20 protein-coding genes and 3 tRNA genes are annotated in these 17,534 nt (G+C 40.0%); 7 read left to right on the forward strand and 16 right to left on the reverse strand.

Annotation, left to right across the window (positions count from 1 at the left end):
* Positions 1–21 precede the first annotated feature (21 nt).
* From ACTRWE_RS17130 to ACTRWE_RS17190, 13 genes are all read right to left on the reverse strand, one after another.
* Positions 22–97, reverse strand: a tRNA-Lys gene (locus tag ACTRWE_RS17130).
* Positions 98–166: 69 nt separating this feature from the next.
* A tRNA-Lys gene (locus ACTRWE_RS17135) sits at positions 167–242 on the reverse strand.
* A 171-nt stretch (positions 243–413) separates the two neighbouring features.
* A complete protein-coding gene (gene ybgF, locus ACTRWE_RS17140) occupies positions 414–1,166 on the reverse strand; it encodes a tol-pal system protein YbgF (RefSeq protein ID WP_016899823.1) in 753 nt (250 codons plus the stop codon).
* Between the two features lie 13 nt (positions 1,167–1,179).
* Complete coding sequence (pal, locus tag ACTRWE_RS17145) at positions 1,180–1,719, reverse strand: peptidoglycan-associated lipoprotein Pal (RefSeq protein ID WP_013464641.1); 540 nt, start codon at positions 1,717–1,719, stop codon at positions 1,180–1,182.
* A 35-nt stretch (positions 1,720–1,754) separates the two neighbouring features.
* A complete protein-coding gene (gene tolB / locus ACTRWE_RS17150) occupies positions 1,755–3,113 on the reverse strand; it encodes a Tol-Pal system beta propeller repeat protein TolB (RefSeq protein ID WP_013464640.1) in 1,359 nt (452 codons plus the stop codon).
* 8 nt (positions 3,114–3,121) lie between these two features.
* Positions 3,122–4,027 (reverse strand): cell envelope integrity protein TolA, encoded by a 906-nt coding sequence (gene tolA / locus ACTRWE_RS17155; protein ID WP_024601153.1) that lies wholly within the window; start codon positions 4,025–4,027, stop codon positions 3,122–3,124.
* Positions 4,028–4,031: 4 nt separating this feature from the next.
* A complete protein-coding gene (gene tolR, locus ACTRWE_RS17160) occupies positions 4,032–4,463 on the reverse strand; it encodes a protein TolR (protein ID WP_016899822.1) in 432 nt (143 codons plus the stop codon).
* A complete protein-coding gene (tolQ, locus tag ACTRWE_RS17165) occupies positions 4,450–5,154 on the reverse strand; it encodes a protein TolQ (RefSeq protein ID WP_350608210.1) in 705 nt (234 codons plus the stop codon). Before tolQ ends, tolR begins: the two co-directional genes overlap by 14 nt.
* Positions 5,155–6,029: 875 nt before the next feature.
* Positions 6,030–7,037: a Holliday junction branch migration DNA helicase RuvB gene (gene ruvB / locus ACTRWE_RS17170; protein WP_350608209.1), complete on the reverse strand. Its 1,008-nt coding sequence runs from the start codon at positions 7,035–7,037 to the stop codon at positions 6,030–6,032.
* A gap of 7 nt (positions 7,038–7,044) precedes the next feature.
* Positions 7,045–7,662 carry a Holliday junction branch migration protein RuvA gene (gene ruvA / locus ACTRWE_RS17175; protein ID WP_008114133.1) on the reverse strand — a complete coding sequence of 206 codons (618 nt, stop codon included), beginning with the start codon at positions 7,660–7,662 and terminating at the stop codon, positions 7,045–7,047.
* Between the two features lie 2 nt (positions 7,663–7,664).
* Positions 7,665–8,189, reverse strand: coding sequence for a crossover junction endodeoxyribonuclease RuvC (gene ruvC, locus ACTRWE_RS17180; RefSeq protein ID WP_008114131.1), 525 nt, complete (start codon positions 8,187–8,189; stop codon positions 7,665–7,667).
* Positions 8,190–8,321: 132 nt separating this feature from the next.
* Positions 8,322–10,823, reverse strand: coding sequence for an ABC transporter permease (locus ACTRWE_RS17185; protein ID WP_008114128.1), 2,502 nt, complete (start codon positions 10,821–10,823; stop codon positions 8,322–8,324).
* The gene (locus ACTRWE_RS17190; protein ID WP_008114127.1) at positions 10,813–11,526 is read right to left on the reverse strand and encodes an ABC transporter ATP-binding protein; all 714 of its coding nucleotides are present in this window, start codon (positions 11,524–11,526) and stop codon (positions 10,813–10,815) included. The genes ACTRWE_RS17185 and ACTRWE_RS17190 overlap by 11 nt, the downstream gene beginning before the upstream one ends.
* Here ACTRWE_RS17190 and ACTRWE_RS17195 point away from each other — a divergent pair, their 5' ends adjacent.
* Together ACTRWE_RS17195 and ACTRWE_RS17200 are read left to right on the forward strand one after the other, a co-directional pair.
* Positions 11,527–12,150 carry an arylesterase gene (locus ACTRWE_RS17195; RefSeq protein WP_033102626.1) on the forward strand — a complete coding sequence of 208 codons (624 nt, stop codon included), beginning with the start codon at positions 11,527–11,529 and terminating at the stop codon, positions 12,148–12,150.
* Between the two features lie 116 nt (positions 12,151–12,266).
* Positions 12,267–12,343: transfer RNA gene (locus ACTRWE_RS17200), tRNA-Pro, on the forward strand.
* Between the two features lie 202 nt (positions 12,344–12,545).
* Here ACTRWE_RS17200 and ACTRWE_RS17205 read toward each other — a convergent pair.
* Complete coding sequence (locus tag ACTRWE_RS17205) at positions 12,546–13,607, reverse strand: replication initiation protein (RefSeq protein WP_404489410.1); 1,062 nt, start codon at positions 13,605–13,607, stop codon at positions 12,546–12,548.
* Between the two features lie 74 nt (positions 13,608–13,681).
* A complete protein-coding gene (locus ACTRWE_RS17210; RefSeq protein WP_404489411.1) occupies positions 13,682–13,900 on the reverse strand; it encodes a helix-turn-helix domain-containing protein in 219 nt (72 codons plus the stop codon).
* Between the two features lie 209 nt (positions 13,901–14,109).
* Between ACTRWE_RS17210 and ACTRWE_RS17215 the strand changes: the two genes are divergently transcribed.
* Positions 14,110–14,955, forward strand: a complete 846-nt coding sequence (locus tag ACTRWE_RS17215; protein ID WP_404489412.1) for a TIGR02391 family protein — start codon at positions 14,110–14,112, stop codon at positions 14,953–14,955.
* Between the two features lie 118 nt (positions 14,956–15,073).
* On the opposite strand, the gene ACTRWE_RS17220 is transcribed toward ACTRWE_RS17215, so the two are convergent.
* Complete coding sequence (locus ACTRWE_RS17220; protein ID WP_404489413.1) at positions 15,074–15,271, reverse strand: hypothetical protein; 198 nt, start codon at positions 15,269–15,271, stop codon at positions 15,074–15,076.
* Between the two features lie 97 nt (positions 15,272–15,368).
* On the opposite strand from ACTRWE_RS17220, the gene ACTRWE_RS17225 reads away from it, so the two are divergent.
* The 4 genes from ACTRWE_RS17225 (at position 15,369) to ACTRWE_RS17240 (ending at position 17,489) form a co-directional block, all read left to right on the forward strand.
* Positions 15,369–15,629: a helix-turn-helix domain-containing protein gene (locus tag ACTRWE_RS17225; RefSeq protein ID WP_404339621.1), complete on the forward strand. Its 261-nt coding sequence runs from the start codon at positions 15,369–15,371 to the stop codon at positions 15,627–15,629.
* A 166-nt stretch (positions 15,630–15,795) separates the two neighbouring features.
* A complete protein-coding gene (locus ACTRWE_RS17230) occupies positions 15,796–15,978 on the forward strand; it encodes a hypothetical protein (protein WP_404339619.1) in 183 nt (60 codons plus the stop codon).
* A gap of 79 nt (positions 15,979–16,057) precedes the next feature.
* Positions 16,058–16,717: a DNA-methyltransferase gene (locus tag ACTRWE_RS17235; protein ID WP_404339617.1), complete on the forward strand. Its 660-nt coding sequence runs from the start codon at positions 16,058–16,060 to the stop codon at positions 16,715–16,717.
* A gap of 550 nt (positions 16,718–17,267) precedes the next feature.
* Complete coding sequence (locus ACTRWE_RS17240) at positions 17,268–17,489, forward strand: hypothetical protein (RefSeq protein ID WP_404339615.1); 222 nt, start codon at positions 17,268–17,270, stop codon at positions 17,487–17,489.
* The last annotated feature ends 45 nt before the right edge of the window (positions 17,490–17,534 follow it).

The raw sequence follows: 17,534 nt of genomic DNA on the forward strand, positions 1-17,534 counted from the left end.
GACCATTCTAATATAAAAGAATGGTGGGTCATGATGGACTTGAACCATCGACCAATGGATTAAAAGTCCACTGCTCTACCAACTGAGCTAATGACCCGCTCATTGTGTTTGTTAACACATTGCGTAAATCCGCCGATTAAGACCAAACTTTATTAACAATAAAGAATGGTGGGTCATGATGGACTTGAACCATCGACCAATGGATTAAAAGTCCACTGCTCTACCAACTGAGCTAATGACCCGCTCTTTTTATCGCATTTCGAGTGGGGTTACCATTCGTTTGCTGCGGGCGCTTATAATACTTATTTATAAAATGAGTGCAACCGAAATTGTCTCTTTTTTTAAGTTTTTATGTCTAGTTGAGCAATTTTAGACCGCTTATGACAAAAAGCAGTCTAATCAAGCATCAACATTTATTTTGATAAGCGATCTGTGGCTAATTTAGCAGCAGTTGTACTTGGGTACTGATTGATAAGCTCATTCAGTATTTTTTGTGCTTCTGCCTTCAAACCTTGCTCTTGTAAAAGTGTACCAAGCTTTAACATCGCATCTGGGCGTTTATTTGAATTTGGAAATTCGTTAACAACTACTTTAAAGTGCTCGGCTGCTTTTACACCGTCATTTTTAATCGTTAATAGTTGTCCCAGCCAATAATGTGCGTTTGAGGTGTACACTGAATTTGGATACGTTGTTAAGAACGCTTGAAATTCTGGAATAGCTTGGTCGTAGCGTTTATCTTTCATTATAAGCGCAACAGCACGTTCGTACGCTTCGTTTTCAGATAAATCGCTGCTATAGCTCTGCTCATTACTAGGCTGTGTGTAGTCTGTTGTAGGCGCTGGAGCGGTCGGCTTTGCATACGCTTGGCTAACACGGTTCTCAATTTCTTGATAAAGCTCGCGTTGACGCTGGAGTACTTTTTCAAGCTTATAGCTTTGCTCTTCAGTTACTCCGCGTATTTGACTAACTTCATCTTGCAGTAAATTGAGCTGTTGCTGTAACTCTACTTGTAAAAAATTACGCTGTTGCATCATACTTTCAAGTGTTGCTAAACGCTTTTCAATGCTTGACTGTGAACTTGCAGCTTCTGAAACAGGAGCGGGAGCAGCCATTAACTGGGTGCTCCCGCTCAATATCATGGCTGCCAAAATAATTTTCGGCTTCATAATATCTCTTATCTTAGTAAACTAGTACCGCACGGCGGTTTTTAGCGAAAGCTGCTTCTGTGCGAGTCTTAACCATTGGCTTTTCTTCGCCGTAGCTAACTACTGACATTTGGCTTGCAGAAACACCTAAGCTTTGTAGGTATTTTTCAACTGCTTGTCCACGGTGCTCACCAAGTGCAATATTGTACTCTGGCGTACCGCGCTCATCTGCGTGGCCTTCAATTAATACTTTAACAGAAGGATTTTTAACTAAAAACTCAGCGTGTGCACGAAGTAAGTCTGCATATTTGCTTTCAACTGTCGCTTTATCAAAGTCAAAGTAGATAATTTGCTCTTGACGAAGCGCTTCGTACTTTTGACGAAGTTGCTCTTCTGCTTGTTGCTCTGGCGTCATTGTGGCTACTTCAACTGTATCCGTTGTTGTTTGCTCAACAGTTGCTTGGTTTGACTGGTTAGCTGCATTTTCGTCGATATCTGAAGATGAGCTACAAGCTGCTAGTGTCATTACTGGCACAGCAATTAGCAGGCCTTTAAGTATTTTGTTAAGTTGCATTGAGTAGATTCCTATTTTGAGTAAACCAGCAATTATTACTGTAAATATGGCGACCAAGCCGGTGCCTTTACTTGTCCATCAAGCACAGGTAAACGTGCTTTAAAACGGCCGTCCATCGATACTAGCGCAAGTACCTGTTTATTATTGTGGAGCGTGCTGTATATAATCATCGAGCCATTTGGCGCTATGCTCGGTGATTCGTCAAGGCGAGTTCGTGTTAAAACTTGAAACGCACCTGTAGCCAACTCTTTCTTAGCAAGATGATACTGTCCGTTAGTACGGTTTACCATCACTAATTCTTTTCCGTCTGGCGAAATAGAACCCGCTAGGTTCATGTCACCGTCAAAGGTTAATCTTTGCGTTCTGCCAGTTTTTAAATTTAACTTATAAATCTGAGCATTACCACCCCTTTCCGACGTAAATACTATATCTTCACCATTTGGGTACCACGAAGGTTCGGTATCTATACTACGATGGCGTGTTAATCGCGTCTCTTTACGTGTTAGTAAGTCTAATAAGTAAACCTCAGTTGCACCAGTTTTATCTTTTGACAGCACTAGCAGTAACTTTTTACCATCTGGCGAGAACTGCGGCGCGCCGTTAATTCCCTTGTAGCTGGTGATCAATTCGCGTTTACCCGTATAAATGTCTTGAATATAAATTTGGCTCTGGCGATTTTCAAAGGTTACATACGCTAACTTAGTACCGTCAGGTGACCAAACCGGTGACATTAATGGCTCTTTTGAACGCAATAATACTTGTTCATTAAAACCATCGTAATCAGCAACCACTAACTGATAAGGCTTTTCTTCGGTATCACGTACAATAACATAGGCTATTTTTGTTAAAAACGCGCCTTTTTCGCCAGTTAGCTTTTCATAAATAACATCACTAATGCGGTGCGAGTATCGACGAAATCCAGTTTCACCAATTACGCTTTGACGTGCTTCTAAAATATGGTCTTGGCTTTGAACAAGCTTACCGTTGCTCATCATTTGTGTTTCACCGCCAGTAATTTGGCCGCGAATAACATCAACAAGCTCATAACGTACTAAGTAACGTCCGTTGGTTTGCTGTTCTACTTCACCCACTAAAACCGCTTCAACGCCTTTATTAACCCAAGCGCCGTAATCAATATCGCCGTCTTTATGTGGTTGTTGAGGCATTTGTGAAACGCTAACTGGCTTAAATTTGCCACTGCGCATTAAATCAGCAGCAATAACATCGCTAAGCTGCTCTGGAATAGGGCCAATACCTTGGTATTTAAAAGGCACAATCGCAATCGGTCTTGCACCGTCTATACCTTCAGTAATAACAATTTCAAGTGCCGCGTGTGCAACACCCTGAAACCCTAATATTAAAACTAAACAGGCTATTTTAATTTTGTTAAACATGTCATCCCTTAAAACTCTGGCGCGATGGTTATATTAATATTCTTTAATTGTTCGAATACGTCTTTATCTTTCGATACCGGTAATGTGTCGGCCATGCGAACCGCTCTTAAAGCAGCTTCACATACTAACTTATCACCACCTAACGACTTAACCTGCGTAACCAAGCCATTAAACCCAAGACGGAGATTAATGCGGCATTGCTGGTTTTTCATTTTTTCATCAATTAATAAGTTTTGCTGAATACGCGCCATAATTAATGCACGGTATTTATCAACTTCACTCACTACTTGCTGTTGACGTATTTTATTGCGTGCAGCCTGCTCTTTGGCAAGTTGCTCTTGCAGTATTTGTTCTTGCAATGCTTGCTGACGTTTACGCTCAGCTTCTTCAGCACGTTTTTTACGCTCTTCTTCCGCTTTTTTAAGCGCGGCTTCTTCGGCTTTGCGTTTGTCGGCAGCCGCTTTAGCAGCATCTTCAGCTTCTTGCTTTTGCTTTTGCGCTTGTTTGGCTTTTGCTCGCTCACGTTGTTCTATTTCGCGGGCTTTTTTAGCTTGAGCTTCGGCTTCGGCTCTTTCTTTCTCTTTAGCTTTGCGCTGCTGCTCTAGCTTTTTAATGCGTCTTGCTTCAGATTCACTTTGCTTACGTGCGTCTGCTGCGCGGCGCTCTAAATCACGAATGCGTTTATCTTCAGCGCGCTTTTTATCTTCTTCTTTTTTGCGTAACTCAGCAATTTTTTGCTCAACCTGCTGTTGATCCACGGTCACAGCAGACACCGCATTTTCTGGCTCAGGAATGGCGGCATTAAGCGTCACTTCCATTACTTTAGGTTTAGGTGGATGAATGTTTGCTGATGCATACAAAAATCCCCCTAATGCTAAATGCAGTATTACTGATTTGATTAACGACGTATTCATATGACTACTTGGTCCCCTCAAAGGATTCGGTCATTAAGCCTACCGATGGTACACCTGCATTCTTCAAAAAATCCATGAGCAGTAACACTTCTTGATACGACACTTTACCTGAGCCTTTAATCATTACTGGGGTATCAGGGTTTTTCATTAGTTGTAGTTTAATTACAGCGGCTACATCTAATGCTTCCATTGGCTCTTCCGGATCAGTACCTATGCTTACATAGTATTTACCTTGCGAATCAATAGAGGCAATAATGGGCGGCGTATCTTTGGTATCAACTAAGTCTGACTCTTCCATTTTTGGTAGGTCTACTTTTACGCCATGGGTTATTAATGGCGCAGTGGCCATAAATATAATAAGCAACACCAACATTACATCAATGTATGGTACTACATTAATTTCTGCGACTGGGCGACGCTTTTTACGCTGGTACATTCGCTTGAGCCTCTATTTGGTTAGCTGCTTGACGGTGTAAAATATTGGCAAATTCTTCCATAAAGTTAATATAATGAGATTCTAATTTTTCAACTTTATTAGCAAATCGGTTATAGGCAATAACGGCAGGAATAGCCGCAAATAAACCCATTGCTGTTGCAATCAAAGCTTCTGCTATACCTGGTGCAACCATTTGTAAGGTTGCTTGTTTTACTTCACCTAAAGCAATAAAGGCATTCATAATACCCCATACTGTACCAAACAAACCTATGTAGGGGCTAATTGACCCAACGGTTGCTAAAAACGATAAGCTTGATTCTAGTTTTTCTATTTCACGAGAAAGCGCAACCCGCATTGAACGGTGCGTGCCTTCCATAACAATGCCTGCACTTTGAAAGGTATTTTTTTTGTGGCGTGCAAACTCTTTAAAACCTGAGGTGAATAACGCTTCAATACCCGTTGATTGACCACCGCGTGATGAAATTTCGTTATATAACTTACTTAAGTCAACACCAGACCAAAAACGTTGCTCAAATTTTTTTGCATTTGCTAAGGCGTCAGAGATGGCTTTTTTACGTTGAAAAATAATAGCCCACGACATAACCGACATAGCAACCAACGCTAGCATTACTAATTGCACAAGCAAACTGGCTTCTAGAATTAGATCTAAAAAATTAAGCCCTGATCCCACGTTAAACTCCTAAATAATTAAAAACATCAAATTGATTTATTTGAGTAAGGTAACTTTGTAACACATTAGCCACCATTAAAGTTCAGCTAGTGTATCTAGTGTATTTCCTGCTGACAACGATATTGCTGTGAATAGCCAACAAATAACGTTAAAAAAAATAGTTTTACTACTTAACTCTTGTTTTACTGTATAAATAAATAACAATAAGGCTATTTATAAGCCTGCTTAATTTCACTAAAGAGTCACAAAAATACGCTGTTTATTCAAAATTAATGCATAAGCACTCATAAACACTACACGCTTACCTTAACGTAATAGTAAAACTAATACCGAACGTTTATATGTTAATATACATAAACAAAGCATTTCATTAACTTATAGAATTAATGGTTAATTAACATGCAACATTAAGTAAAAACAGAAAACCCCTGCTATTAGTTTTTTTAATCTGAAAATATAAATTTTCTAGTTTGAACAAATTCTGCCGCTTCGGTATTATTCTCCCATACCGAGCTAGCGCATTAAATGAAAGCTATTTCATTGAATCCAGTTCTTCGTAATATGATTTATTTCGTATTACTTTTTTACTTCTTGGGGTATGACCTCAATAAGTAAAACGTAGTTCCCTAGATTACTTCCTTAAACTTGTTGTTTGCCCGCATTATTTGCGGGCTTTTTTTTGCCCACAATTTGTAAAATTAGTTACACTCGGCCTCAATACCGTTACTGCAGGCGCACAATAGCCTGATATGTCTTAACGCCCAGTGAATTATTGGCAAAGTAAAATACGTCTAAATTTAACCTTTGCTCATACTAAAAAGCCACTGTCGTTAAAATGACAGTGGCTTTAGAAAGAGTCTAGTTATTCTGGTTATTTAATCTTTTTTAGGTAACAAGCCAAAATGATGGTATGCATTATCAGAAACAATTCGTCCACGTGGCGTGCGCTGAATAAACCCTTGTTGAATTAAAAAGGGTTCAATCACATCTTCTATGGTTTCTTTTTCTTCGCCTATTGCCGCGGCTAAGTTATCAAGGCCTACAGGGCCTCCCATAAACTTTTCGATGATGGCGAGTAAATATTTACGGTCCATGTAATCAAAACCGCTTTTATCAACGTCAATCATGTCGAGGGCTTGTTGAGCTACCTCAGCATTAACCGTACCGTCTGACTTTACTTGGGTGTAATCGCGTACTCGGCGCAATAATCGATTTGCAATACGTGGCGTACCGCGCGAACGTTTGGCTATTTCGGCCGCGCCATCGTCACACATTTCTAAACTAAGATAATGCGCTGAGCGCCCCACAATATGTGATAAGTCCTCCAAAGAGTAAAACTCTAAGCGCTGAACAATACCAAAACGGTCACGCAGTGGAGAAGTTAATGATCCCGCACGGGTAGTTGCACCAATGAGTGTAAATGCGGGTAAATCAAGCTTAATAGAACGCGCTGCAGGGCCTTCACCTATCATAATATCGAGCTGGTAATCTTCCATTGCCGGGTAGAGTATTTCTTCAACCTGCGGGCTCAAACGGTGAATTTCATCAATAAACAGTACATCACCCTCTTCAAGGTTAGTGAGCAATGCGGCTAAATCGCCCGCTTTTTCAAGCACAGGCCCAGACGTGGTTTTAATATTTACGTTTAATTCGTTCGCCACAATATTAGCAAGCGTGGTTTTACCTAAGCCTGGTGGGCCAAATATCAATAAGTGATCCAACGCTTCGCTACGACTGCGCGCAGCTTCAATAAATATTTCCATTTGTTGCTTAACATGCGGCTGACCACGATAGTCGGCCAGTAACTTAGGCCTAATAGCACGGTCTATGGTGTCTTCGTTGGTTTTTTCAGCAGCATCTATTAAGCGATCAGCTTCGATCATAATTTACTCACAGCATTGATTTCAAAGATTCTTTAATTAGAACCTCAGTCGACATATCGGGTTTGCTTACTGATTTTACTGCTTTTTGCGCTTGTGGCAATTTATAACCGAGCGCCACTAACGCCGAAACCGCATCATCGGCCGCATTATTGGCTATAGTTGCATCGCTCGCAGGCTCTATTACGGCGCTATCGCTAAATGGGGTAAATAAGTCATTACCCCAATTTTTTAATCTGTCTTTCATTTCGAGCACTAAGCGCTCTGCGGTCTTTTTGCCCACCCCTGGTAGTTTAACCAAGGCAGTGGCATCTTCATTATTTACACAACTTACAAACTGCTGCGCCGACATGCCCGACAAAATAGCTAAGCCTAGTTTAGGCCCTACTCCATTGGCTTTTAACAGCTCTCTAAATAACGCACGTTCGGTTTTATTATTAAAGCCAAACAATAACTGTGCGTCTTCGCGTACTACAAAATGAGTGTACACAATGGCGTTGTCGCCTACTTTAGGCAAATCGTAAAAACAGGTCATTGGCATTTGTACTTCGTAGCCAACGCCGCTCACTTCTAATAGTATTTCTGGGGGCTGTTTTTCAACTAACACGCCGTTTAAGCGACCTATCATTGTTATTTCCTTAGACGTCCTCTAACGGTTTTGCTTGCGCTACCCGCTAGTTTTATTAAATTTTGTTCAGAGTGGGCATGGCAAATTGCAATTGCAAGCGCATCCGCCGCATCGGCTTGCGGCGTACCTGGCAGTTTAAGTATGTTTTTAACCATATGTTGAACTTGCGATTTATCTGCCCCACCGTTACCCACAACGGCTTGCTTTATTTGCCGTGCTGAGTATTCAAAAACCGGTAAGTCGGCCATAGAGGCACCGACAATCGCAGCACCACGGGCTTGACCTAGCTTTAAAGCAGAATCAGGGTTATGCGCCATAAATACTTTTTCTATAGCAAATGTTTCAGGCGAAAATTGCTCTATAAGTTGCGTAATGCCCTGGTAAATCATTTTAAGTCGGGTGGGAAAGTCATGATCGGCTAATTTAATACAGCCACTGCCTAAGTATGTAAACTTGGCACCTTGATGCGCAACCACACCGTAACCCGTTAAACGCGAGCCCGGATCGATCCCTAAAATTATGGCCAAACAGCACTCTCATTATTGTTATTTATTAATAGTGCTAATAATGCCAGAGCACTGTATAAATTACCAGTACAAAGCAAAAACAAAAATGCCTACTTAAAAAGTAGGCATTTAAACGCTATTTGGCTGGAAAGTTTACGCCAATGCGCGTACTAAGCCTTGGGTATTTTGTTTAAGCGTACGGGCAATCATAAAATAGCCTAACCCTGCTACAAACACGCCGCCAGCAACGGGGCCTATAATCCAAATATTAGGATGCAGCTTACCCGCTAAATCAAACATTTGCTGCTGAACAATCAATAACGCAATATCGCTGAAAAATGCAGCCACCAGTCCGGCTAAACCGCCCAGTAATAAAAACTCATACAAGGTGGCATTTTTGATTAATCGGCTTTTAGCGCCCAAAGTACGCAGTATCACAATTTCTTGCATCCGCTCACCTAAGCTTGCTTGCACCTGCGATATAAGTACCAACGCGCCACACAACACCACAATAGCCAGTACAAAGCCAATAGCTAACGACACTTGCTCAATAGTCGATTGAATTTGTTTAACAAAGTTGTCTACATCAATCGCTGTAATAGTAGGGTATGCTCGCAATAGCTGGCTAAAATCGCGCTTTTGCTCAGGCTCAATACGTACTGATGAAATATAGGTGGCCGGAAAGCTGCTAAGTACATCTGGGCTTAAAATAATAAAAAAGTTAGGCTTGAGGGTGGCCCAATTTACTTTTCGCACACTGGTTATTTTAGCATCAAACGACTGTGCACCAATTAAAAATGTAAGAGTATCGCCTAGTTTAACATCGAGGCGCTGCATCATTGACTCTTCCAGTGAGGCCTCGGCAACGGCGTCATCGCCAAACCACTGACCATCGATAATGTCATTTTGCGAAGGGACCTCGTTAAGCCAAGTTAAGTTAAGCTCGCGGCCAATGCCTGAGCGGGCTTCTTCGTCTTTTTTCTCGTTATCTTGCAATGACACTTCACGCGCAACCGCTTCACCGTTGACGGCATTTACGCGACCACGAATAGTCGGGTAAAACTCCGACACCTGAATGCCTTTTTGTGCTAAGTATTCATTTACCGGATCCAGCTCATTTTGCGTAATATTAACCAAAAAGGCATTAGGTGCATCGCTTGGTAACTGAGACTGCCAATCCGAAATAATGTCGTTTTTTAGCACAATTAAAAACAACAGTAATTTAATCGCTAGCGAAAAACTAATTAGCTGCACCGCATTAACGTTGGCGCGCTTTTGAATAGACGCAATAGCCAACGACCAGCTGTTACCTGGCTTTAAGCCTAGCTTTCGACCCCCGCCAAATATTAATTTAGAAATTAAAAACAACACTAAAATAAGGGCAAGCGTTGAGGCAAATAAAATAAGGGTAATTTTAATATTGTTACTAAATAACCACATTAATAAAAATACCGTTAAGGCGCTAAGCCCTAAATGGATTTTACTTACCGCAAGGCGGTCGCCTAAATTACGGCGAAGCACTCTAAGTGGTGGAATATCAAATAAGTCTAACAATGGCTTAATAGAAAACATAACCGCACAAATAACCCCGGTGCTAATAGCCACTAACCACGGTTTAAACCCTGCCATAGGCAGTTCGGTTCCCATGCTTTTTGCAAGGTAACCAGTTGCAACTTCTTGTAAGCCGTAACCAATAGCAAGGCCAACGACTACCGCCATGGTACACACCATTAATAAGTGCATAAGGTAAATTTTGCGGATCATGTCACGGCTGCCACCTAAGGTTTTCATCATTGCGACTGGGTCATATTGGCGCTCACAATAGCGCTTAGCCGATACTGCAATAGCAACCGCGGCTAATATAATGCCCAGCAAACCTGCTAACAATAAAAAGCTTTCGGCTCTGTTTAAGCTATTTGAAATAGGAGACTGGCGGTCTTTTACACCATACCAGTTTTGGTTTTCTTTGAGTTGCGGTTTTAGCCAATCGTAAAAACTATTGATGTCGTTTTCATCACCTGCATATAACTGGCGGTAAAATACACGACTGCCTGGCTGTATTACTTCGGTTTTTGCCACATCATCTATGTTTATGAGCACCCTACGGCTACTAGAGAACACATTAAATGGCGCATCGGGTTCTTCTACAATCACCTTTTCAACATTAAATAACGCAGCACCAAGCTCAACTTGGTCGCCTACGTTTATGTTTAAGCTATAAAAAACTGACTCACTTAACCATACGTTACCAGGGCTTGGCGCACCGGGTGCAACCTCAGTTTGAGCATTCAAACCCGACTTAACTTTCAATTGGCCTTTAAGCGGATAACTGTTTGATGCAGCCTTTACCGAGCTAAACTGCATTTGATCGTTTGCAAACAGCATAGTGTCAAAGTACACCATTTGTGCAGTTTGTAAGTTTTGTTGTTCTGCTTTGGTTATAAAGGCGGTATCTATGGCGTGATTGCTGGCAAGAACACGATCTGCTGCTATAAATGCACTGCTTTTTTGCGCAATACTTTGTGCAATTCGCTCAGTTACCATAGATAAGGTAAGTACGGTTAATACCGCCAGTGCAATGGCTGCGCTTATTACGGTTAGTTCACCACGGCGAAACTCACGAGAAAATAGTTTAAGCGCTAATTTAGCCCACATTTGCCATTTCCTCTGTTGAATTTTGTACCAGCTCCCCCGCCTCTATTTGAATAATGCGTTCACATTTTTGCGCTAAGGCTTCATCGTGAGTGACTAAAATGAGGGTTGTTCCGTTTTGCTTATTTAAATCAAATAATAACGACTCAATCATATGGCCATTTTTGCTATCTAAGTTAGCTGATGGCTCATCGGCAAACAATATTTTTGGTGAACCAACAAATGCACGGGCAATCGCAACACGTTGTTGCTCACCACCAGATAACTGCGACGGGTAATGATCAACCCGATGGCTTAAGCCTACTTTTTCAAGCAAAGCGAGCGCTTGTTCTTTGGCGTCTTCTTTACCTGCAAGCTCTGCCGGTAGCATCACGTTTTCAAGTGCAGTTAAACTTTGTACCAACATAAAAGACTGAAACACAAAGCCAACTTTTGCAGCTCTGAGTGCGGCCCGCGCTTCTTCGTCTAATTCGTGCAGTGGCTCCCCATCTAACATTACTTCGCCGCTGCTGGCCGTATCAAGCCCTGCTAATAAACTTAATAAAGTGGATTTACCTGAGCCCGACGTGCCAACAACAGCAACAGACTCACCGTGCTTGACATTAAAGCTGATGTCGCTGAGGATGGACAACTCACCTTCAAGGGTAGATACAACTTTAGACAAACCATTTACTTGAATTATATTTAATTGAGAAAGCGCTGACATATGACTCATTCAATCCTACGTTTTGTATTTATTTTATTTTTAGTTATTAACCCCCTTACTGCGGCAGCTAACAACACGATTTTAATACTTGGTGACAGTTTAAGCGCAGCCTATGGCTTAAAACAAGAACAAGGCTGGGTGCAATTGTTACAAGATAAATACGATGCCGAGCAACGTAATATCAATTTAGTTAATGCCAGTATTAGCGGTGAAACCACTGGTGGCGCCCTGCGCAGACTTGATGCATTGCTTGAGCAATATCAACCAACTCATGTGCTCATAGAGCTTGGCGCTAATGACGGTCTACGCGGTTTTCCAGTTACTAAAATGCAAGACAACTTGACCGCTCTAATTGAAAAAAGCCAAGCAATAGATGCACAAACCGCGCTAATGGAAATTTATATTCCACCTAACTATGGCCCACGTTACAGTAAAATGTTTACCGATAGCTTTGCCAGTGTTAGCAAAGCCACTGGCTCGTATTTAATGCCGTTTTTTGTACTTAAAGTAGCAGGCAAAAGCGAGCTAATGCAAAACGATAACTTACACCCTAACAAAACTGCGCAACCAATACTACGAGATGAAATGTATAACACGATCAATCAGTGGTTAAATAAAGAGTAAAGCCGTGTAAAACTTCTGGCGCAAGCGCTTAATATTAAACGCTTGCGCAATAAACATCCAAACAAACAAATGCTTATTGATTTTTTTAAAAATACACGTACTATTACAGTCGAAGTCGGTATGTGGCGCAGCTTGGTAGCGCACTGTCATGGGGTGGCAGGGGTCGAGAGTTCGAATCTCTCCATACCGACCATTTAATTACTATTTAATTCAAAAATTTAGCTAAACACACATTTTTTAATGTAGCACTAAATATTAGTCAATTTTATTTATGTGTAGCATATATGTAGCTTACTCTACTTATACATTTAAGAGCTAAAGATACAATAACCATCACTCCCTTTAAGTTATTTACCTTAACCTCTAATACCCTGAGGGGAAGCATAATTAACATCCTAAATTAGTTGTTTATACTTCGCTACCGTTTGTCGAGTAAGCCCTGTTTCGTTTGCTATATTCTTTTGAGTGAGTTTCAGGCCTGTGTCCTTTAACTTCCTGATTGCTTGCTTTATTAACTCTTCAGATGTCTTACGTCTTTTTTGATGGGTATATCGTGCACCTTCACGTTGAGCAAGTGCTATTGATTGAATAGGTATTTGATACAACCACGTTCCCGCTACCCCTCGATTGTGGTTTGGATAGTATTTTTGCCAAGTCCAAGAAGCTACACTTTTAGTGATCGACTGCAATTCTTTATACTTCAATGGATATTCTTTTTTTAAACCAAATCCATCAAAATTATTTATGCTTTCAGAAACCTCAAATAGATGTTTTTGCCAGTCCTCAAATCGCCAATTTTCTCTGGCATAGTTAATTCTTTTATACGCGATAAAGCGTAATTGGTGAAACAAGTAGCAATTACGAGAATCAGCGACACTATTCCAATCGAACCCATGACCATACTCTCTCTTAGGCTTGTATAAAAAGTCATTAAGTTCATTTAGGCTGTATTCATGCGCGTGTAAATAAGTAGTTTTCCAATGTGGATGAAGCGGATTTTTACATAAAGGCCCTGTGTAATCCTCATCAGCACCAAGTTTGACTCGCATACCTTGGTCTACATACTTCAGGAACGCGATAGGTTTTCGCCTACCTCTAAGACTCGTTGTAACGCCCTGAATGGCGTAAAGCAGATGTGCTCCTCCTTCTGTTTTGCCTAATTTACTTATAGATGGACCACTAATAATTATATTTGGAACTGGAAGTAGGTTGTCTTCCCAAGAAAATGCTGATTCGTCATCGATATCAAAAATCAACCAATATTGAATGACTCTTGGGTTAACTTGAACATGGAGGTACTCATCCAAAGCTATCTCACCATAACGGTAGCGCCCCATTGTAATGTCTTCATTTGTGCATAATGTTCTTGGTGGAGTTGTTTTATAAAGTCGTTCAATAAGCTGCTCCCGCACACACCTTGGCGCAGCTGAAACTAGCTGTTTAGCAGTATTTGTCATAAAATATCCGTGTTGAAGTAAATTCGACACGGCAGGCGGATAGTTTGGTCGCTTACGCCTGCCGTTTTCGCAAGTTAAGCAACTTCGCCGTACTTTCTAAGCCAAGCTTCTAATGTTGACTCTTCAAAAAGCAATTTTCCGCCAATTTTTATAGCCTCAGGTGCAATTTTTCTCGCAAGATAATGATCACCTTGTATGAGAGCAGCCTTTCGTCTATTTCGGATATTATATAAATGCTGTTCTGAACAGTTTAAAAACTTCGCAGCTTCTCTTGTGGTAAAAAATGTGGACATGAGCCCTCCTAACTAACCAAACCTGTTAAATACGTATCGACCGTGCTTTTTTATAAAAGCCGTTTATGTCCTCTTTACGTGTAACAGGCAGCTCACTAGAAGCGCCTTTTTTGACACTGGATTAATCCAGTAAATTTAGGTTAAGCTATGATTAGGTAAAAGTAAAGTGGGTTGTTAATTAGGCAGCTGTAAAATATGGATAAAGGATTATGATGACAAAGTTGGCAGGAATAGAATATCGAGGTACAGCTGGTATTTCAAAACACTGTATTAATGCTGTAATAGAAATGATTCACTTTGGAAGGGTATTTAATACAGTAAAAATTCTAACCACCGGAAGTGAATATAACTATAATCATGCATTATTAATCAATACCGATGTGGGTATTGATGTTGCAATAAAGTCAGGCTTCACATCTGGTTATTCTGGCGAAGGACCAAGATCATTTTCTTATACTTTATCAGTGCTTAGGAAATTTTGTAATGAAATTGAGGAGTATTATGTACCGCGAAAGTTTTTAGAAAGAATAAACAATTCTGCACTAACTGTAAAAGACTTAGATTGGCTCTCTGAACAGCTACCAGTGAGACCTCAACAATGGTATGACTATATATATGAAAGTAGCCATGCCAAATCTCATTTGCAACAAGACTTCCCTGTAGAAATTCCACTTTCTATAATCGATGAAAGACTGCTAAGTATCGCAATTTTAATGAAACAAAACCCCGACAACGCTTTAATGGACGGATATCGGTTACTAGAGAAAGTAATTAAAGAAAAGTCAGGTTTAATTAAAGAAACAGGCGCAAAGCTTTTTTCAAAAGCATTCTCGGGCGAAAATTCCCCCCTCTACTGGGAAGGGCTAGATGGTAGTGAAAGCACAGGTCGCGCAAATATGTTTTCTAGTATTTTCATGGCATTTCGTAATCGACGAGCCCATCAACAGCTTGACCCCAATCCATGCGATGAACTTCGTGAGTTCATGCTATTGAACCAGTTATTTATATTAGAGCGTTCAACTGAAATACGAGAAATAAAAAGCCAGAACGCTTAAAAAATCTTTCAGCTTTTAGCGCCTAATTTTTTCTAATAAAAGCTACGCAGCCTAAAGCTGCGTATCCCAATGCTATTGTAAAAACCCCAACTAACATTGGCAGTGATCCGACTAGAAATCAATAATAAAACTCACCACGATCATGCGCTTCTCTGGCTTCTTGCTCTGTGTAATCATCGCCAAAGAAGTTAACGTTACCTGTCCCGTCATTATGTTCATCAATGAACTTATCTTGTTCAGTCTTTTTATTTTCTGTGTCCTCGAATAACACGTCAAGCGCAACAAGTGCGGTTACTTTAAGTGCTTTAAGTAGCATTAGCTTATCTCCAAAATTTAAAACTAAGAAATCCTTAGTATCCACAACCAATTAAAGCTAAGAAACTCTTAGTTTTCAAGTAAGAATTTTAAAAATAATGAAAACAAATGATGGTTCGCCTTTTCCTAAGAGGTTAAAGGAAGCAAGAATGCGAAAAGGCCTTTCTCAAAAACAGCTTGGTATACTTGCAGGTGTTGACCCCTCTTCGGCTTCACCCAGAATGAATCAATATGAAAAAGGTGTACATACACCTGATTTTCAGATGGTAAGAGCATTAGCTAAAGTACTCGAAGTACCTACCGCCTTTTTATTTTGTGAAGAAGATGAATTGGCTAAATATATTACTACTTTTAAATAAGTGCTTTTACCCCATATATTTATATGAATCAAATTAGATATTCGTGTTAAGTGCTCACAAATCATAAACGGAAATTTAACTGTGTAAATTTTAAGTAATAAAGTCTCTTGATAAAATATTTTATGTCCACATATATTATGTGGGTATCTAATCTAAAGGAGAAAATATGCCTGATTTAACTAAAGCTCGCTGTCCATGCCGTGGGTGTAATACGGTTGCAAACAATGAAGAACAAGTAGATAACTTATTTGGGTTAAGAAATATGGGTGATGGTACAGTTCGTGTACAATCATACTGTAGAGAATGTCGTAGCTTGCATTGCGAAGCTGACCACCCGAAATGTAACTAGTACCTAACGCCGATACACTCTCGTCGTATCGGCTTTTTTATGTTAGTTTAATTAGCTTTGTAGTTATTTAGGCGAAAAAATGTCCCAGACTTATCAAATGGACGCAGTAGAATGGTTAAAATCTTTAGATGATTCTAGCATTGACCTTTTCATTACCGACCCACCATATGAATCATTAGAAAAACATAGAAAAATTGGTACAACAACTAGATTAAAAGAAAGTAAAGCTTCTAGTAACCAGTGGTTTAATATTTTTCCAAATGATCGATTCGAAGAGTTATTTATTGAGATCTTTCGTGTATTGAAGAAAGGTTCTCATTTTTATTTATTTTGTGATCAAGAAACAATGTTTATCGCAAAGCCTATAGCTGAAAAAGTTGGATTTAAATTTTGGAAGCCAATTGTGTGGGATAAATGTGCAATTGGAATGGGCTATCATTATAGAGCTCGATGTGAGTTTATTTTATTTTTTGAAAAAGGAAAAAGAAAACTCAATGATTTGAGTGTTCCTGATGTACTTGAATATAAAAGAGTATGGAGAGGTTACCCCACAGAAAAACCAGTCGAACTTATAGAAGTTTTAATTAAGCAAAGTTCTTCAGAAAAAGATGTTGTTGTCGATTCTTTTTTTGGCTCTGGCTCGACACTAGTAGCAGCAAAGAATCTATCAAGAGAATTCCTAGGCTGTGATATTTCAGATTCAGCGCATGAGCATTTCAACAATCGAATTAATAAATAATAAGATTTTTGAATACTTTCCCTAAGAAATGATACTTTTTTCAATCTTGTCAATGTATGTTTTAAATAATGACAATCGATATACTGCTACAGTAAAAACCTTTTTAACTCAGGCATCATGAGCAATTTTCCCCTCTTTTAAAAGGGGCTATGCCCCCCGCTATGTCGAAGCGATAAATCGCTCGCTTCATAGCGGGGGGCTTGGTTTTGCATGTCTTATACGCATGTTTTTATTTGCAGATTGCACATAATCAATTTTAACGCTAATCTAATACTGAAATAGCCTATTAGGCATTTACCAAAAACGGCGCTGTTCAGCTGCCGACAACACGTAGTGAGGACCCTCACTCATTTCAATTTAATAGTCATGTCTCACGCCACATTTAAGGCGTTATGTCGGCGCTTTCTGCTGCCGTTTTTTACGTAAAGAGGAAATGCATTAAGGCGAGATCGGTCCGAGCCTTTCGCATGTGCGAAAAACAGGGGCGAATAGGCTTCAGTGTCGCTGAGCAACAACGTTGCCAGTTAATCTTACAACCTTGGAGATAGACATGACTTTTAATCTTAATAAAGAAATCGAACAATTAAATAAACTAAAAAAGCTGCGTACTAAAAAACGACATAAACCTTCAAAGCTCGACAAATACCAGTACCAGCTCAGGAAATTCTATGAAAATGGTCATACAAAAGCTGACCTTCAACTTTGGCTTGCTAAACGAGGGGTGAAAGTGCATTGGACAACTGTAAAACGGTGGATTGATAAGAATGCCTAAATTTGCCAAAGCTGAAACGCAAGCTAAAAACGTTATTAAAGGACT

It is taken from the genome of Pseudoalteromonas sp. G5_S1_54_S4, from assembly GCF_054968565.1.

Bases quoted from the DNA above. Each gene is read 5' to 3' on its own strand.
- ACTRWE_RS17240 (WP_404339615.1), top strand. From the start codon at position 17,268: ATGACTTTTAATCTTAATAAAGAAATCGAACAATTAAATAAACTAAAA.
- ruvB (WP_350608209.1), bottom strand. From the start codon at position 7,037: ATGATCGAAGCTGATCGCTTAATAGATGCTGCTGAAAAAACCAACGAA.
- ACTRWE_RS17225 (WP_404339621.1), top strand. From the start codon at position 15,369: ATGAAAACAAATGATGGTTCGCCTTTTCCTAAGAGGTTAAAGGAAGCA.
- ACTRWE_RS17215 (WP_404489412.1), top strand. From the start codon at position 14,110: ATGATGACAAAGTTGGCAGGAATAGAATATCGAGGTACAGCTGGTATT.
- ACTRWE_RS17220 (WP_404489413.1), bottom strand. From the start codon at position 15,271: ATGCTACTTAAAGCACTTAAAGTAACCGCACTTGTTGCGCTTGACGTG.
- pal (WP_013464641.1), bottom strand. From the start codon at position 1,719: ATGCAACTTAACAAAATACTTAAAGGCCTGCTAATTGCTGTGCCAGTA.
- ybgF (WP_016899823.1), bottom strand. From the start codon at position 1,166: ATGAAGCCGAAAATTATTTTGGCAGCCATGATATTGAGCGGGAGCACC.
- ACTRWE_RS17185 (WP_008114128.1), bottom strand. From the start codon at position 10,823: ATGTGGGCTAAATTAGCGCTTAAACTATTTTCTCGTGAGTTTCGCCGT.
- tolR (WP_016899822.1), bottom strand. From the start codon at position 4,463: ATGTACCAGCGTAAAAAGCGTCGCCCAGTCGCAGAAATTAATGTAGTA.
- ACTRWE_RS17230 (WP_404339619.1), top strand. From the start codon at position 15,796: ATGCCTGATTTAACTAAAGCTCGCTGTCCATGCCGTGGGTGTAATACG.
- ACTRWE_RS17210 (WP_404489411.1), bottom strand. From the start codon at position 13,900: ATGTCCACATTTTTTACCACAAGAGAAGCTGCGAAGTTTTTAAACTGT.
- ACTRWE_RS17235 (WP_404339617.1), top strand. From the start codon at position 16,058: ATGTCCCAGACTTATCAAATGGACGCAGTAGAATGGTTAAAATCTTTA.
- ACTRWE_RS17195 (WP_033102626.1), top strand. From the start codon at position 11,527: ATGACTCATTCAATCCTACGTTTTGTATTTATTTTATTTTTAGTTATT.
- ACTRWE_RS17190 (WP_008114127.1), bottom strand. From the start codon at position 11,526: ATGTCAGCGCTTTCTCAATTAAATATAATTCAAGTAAATGGTTTGTCT.
- tolB (WP_013464640.1), bottom strand. From the start codon at position 3,113: ATGTTTAACAAAATTAAAATAGCCTGTTTAGTTTTAATATTAGGGTTT.
- ruvA (WP_008114133.1), bottom strand. From the start codon at position 7,662: ATGATAGGTCGCTTAAACGGCGTGTTAGTTGAAAAACAGCCCCCAGAA.
- tolA (WP_024601153.1), bottom strand. From the start codon at position 4,027: ATGAATACGTCGTTAATCAAATCAGTAATACTGCATTTAGCATTAGGG.
- ACTRWE_RS17205 (WP_404489410.1), bottom strand. From the start codon at position 13,607: ATGACAAATACTGCTAAACAGCTAGTTTCAGCTGCGCCAAGGTGTGTG.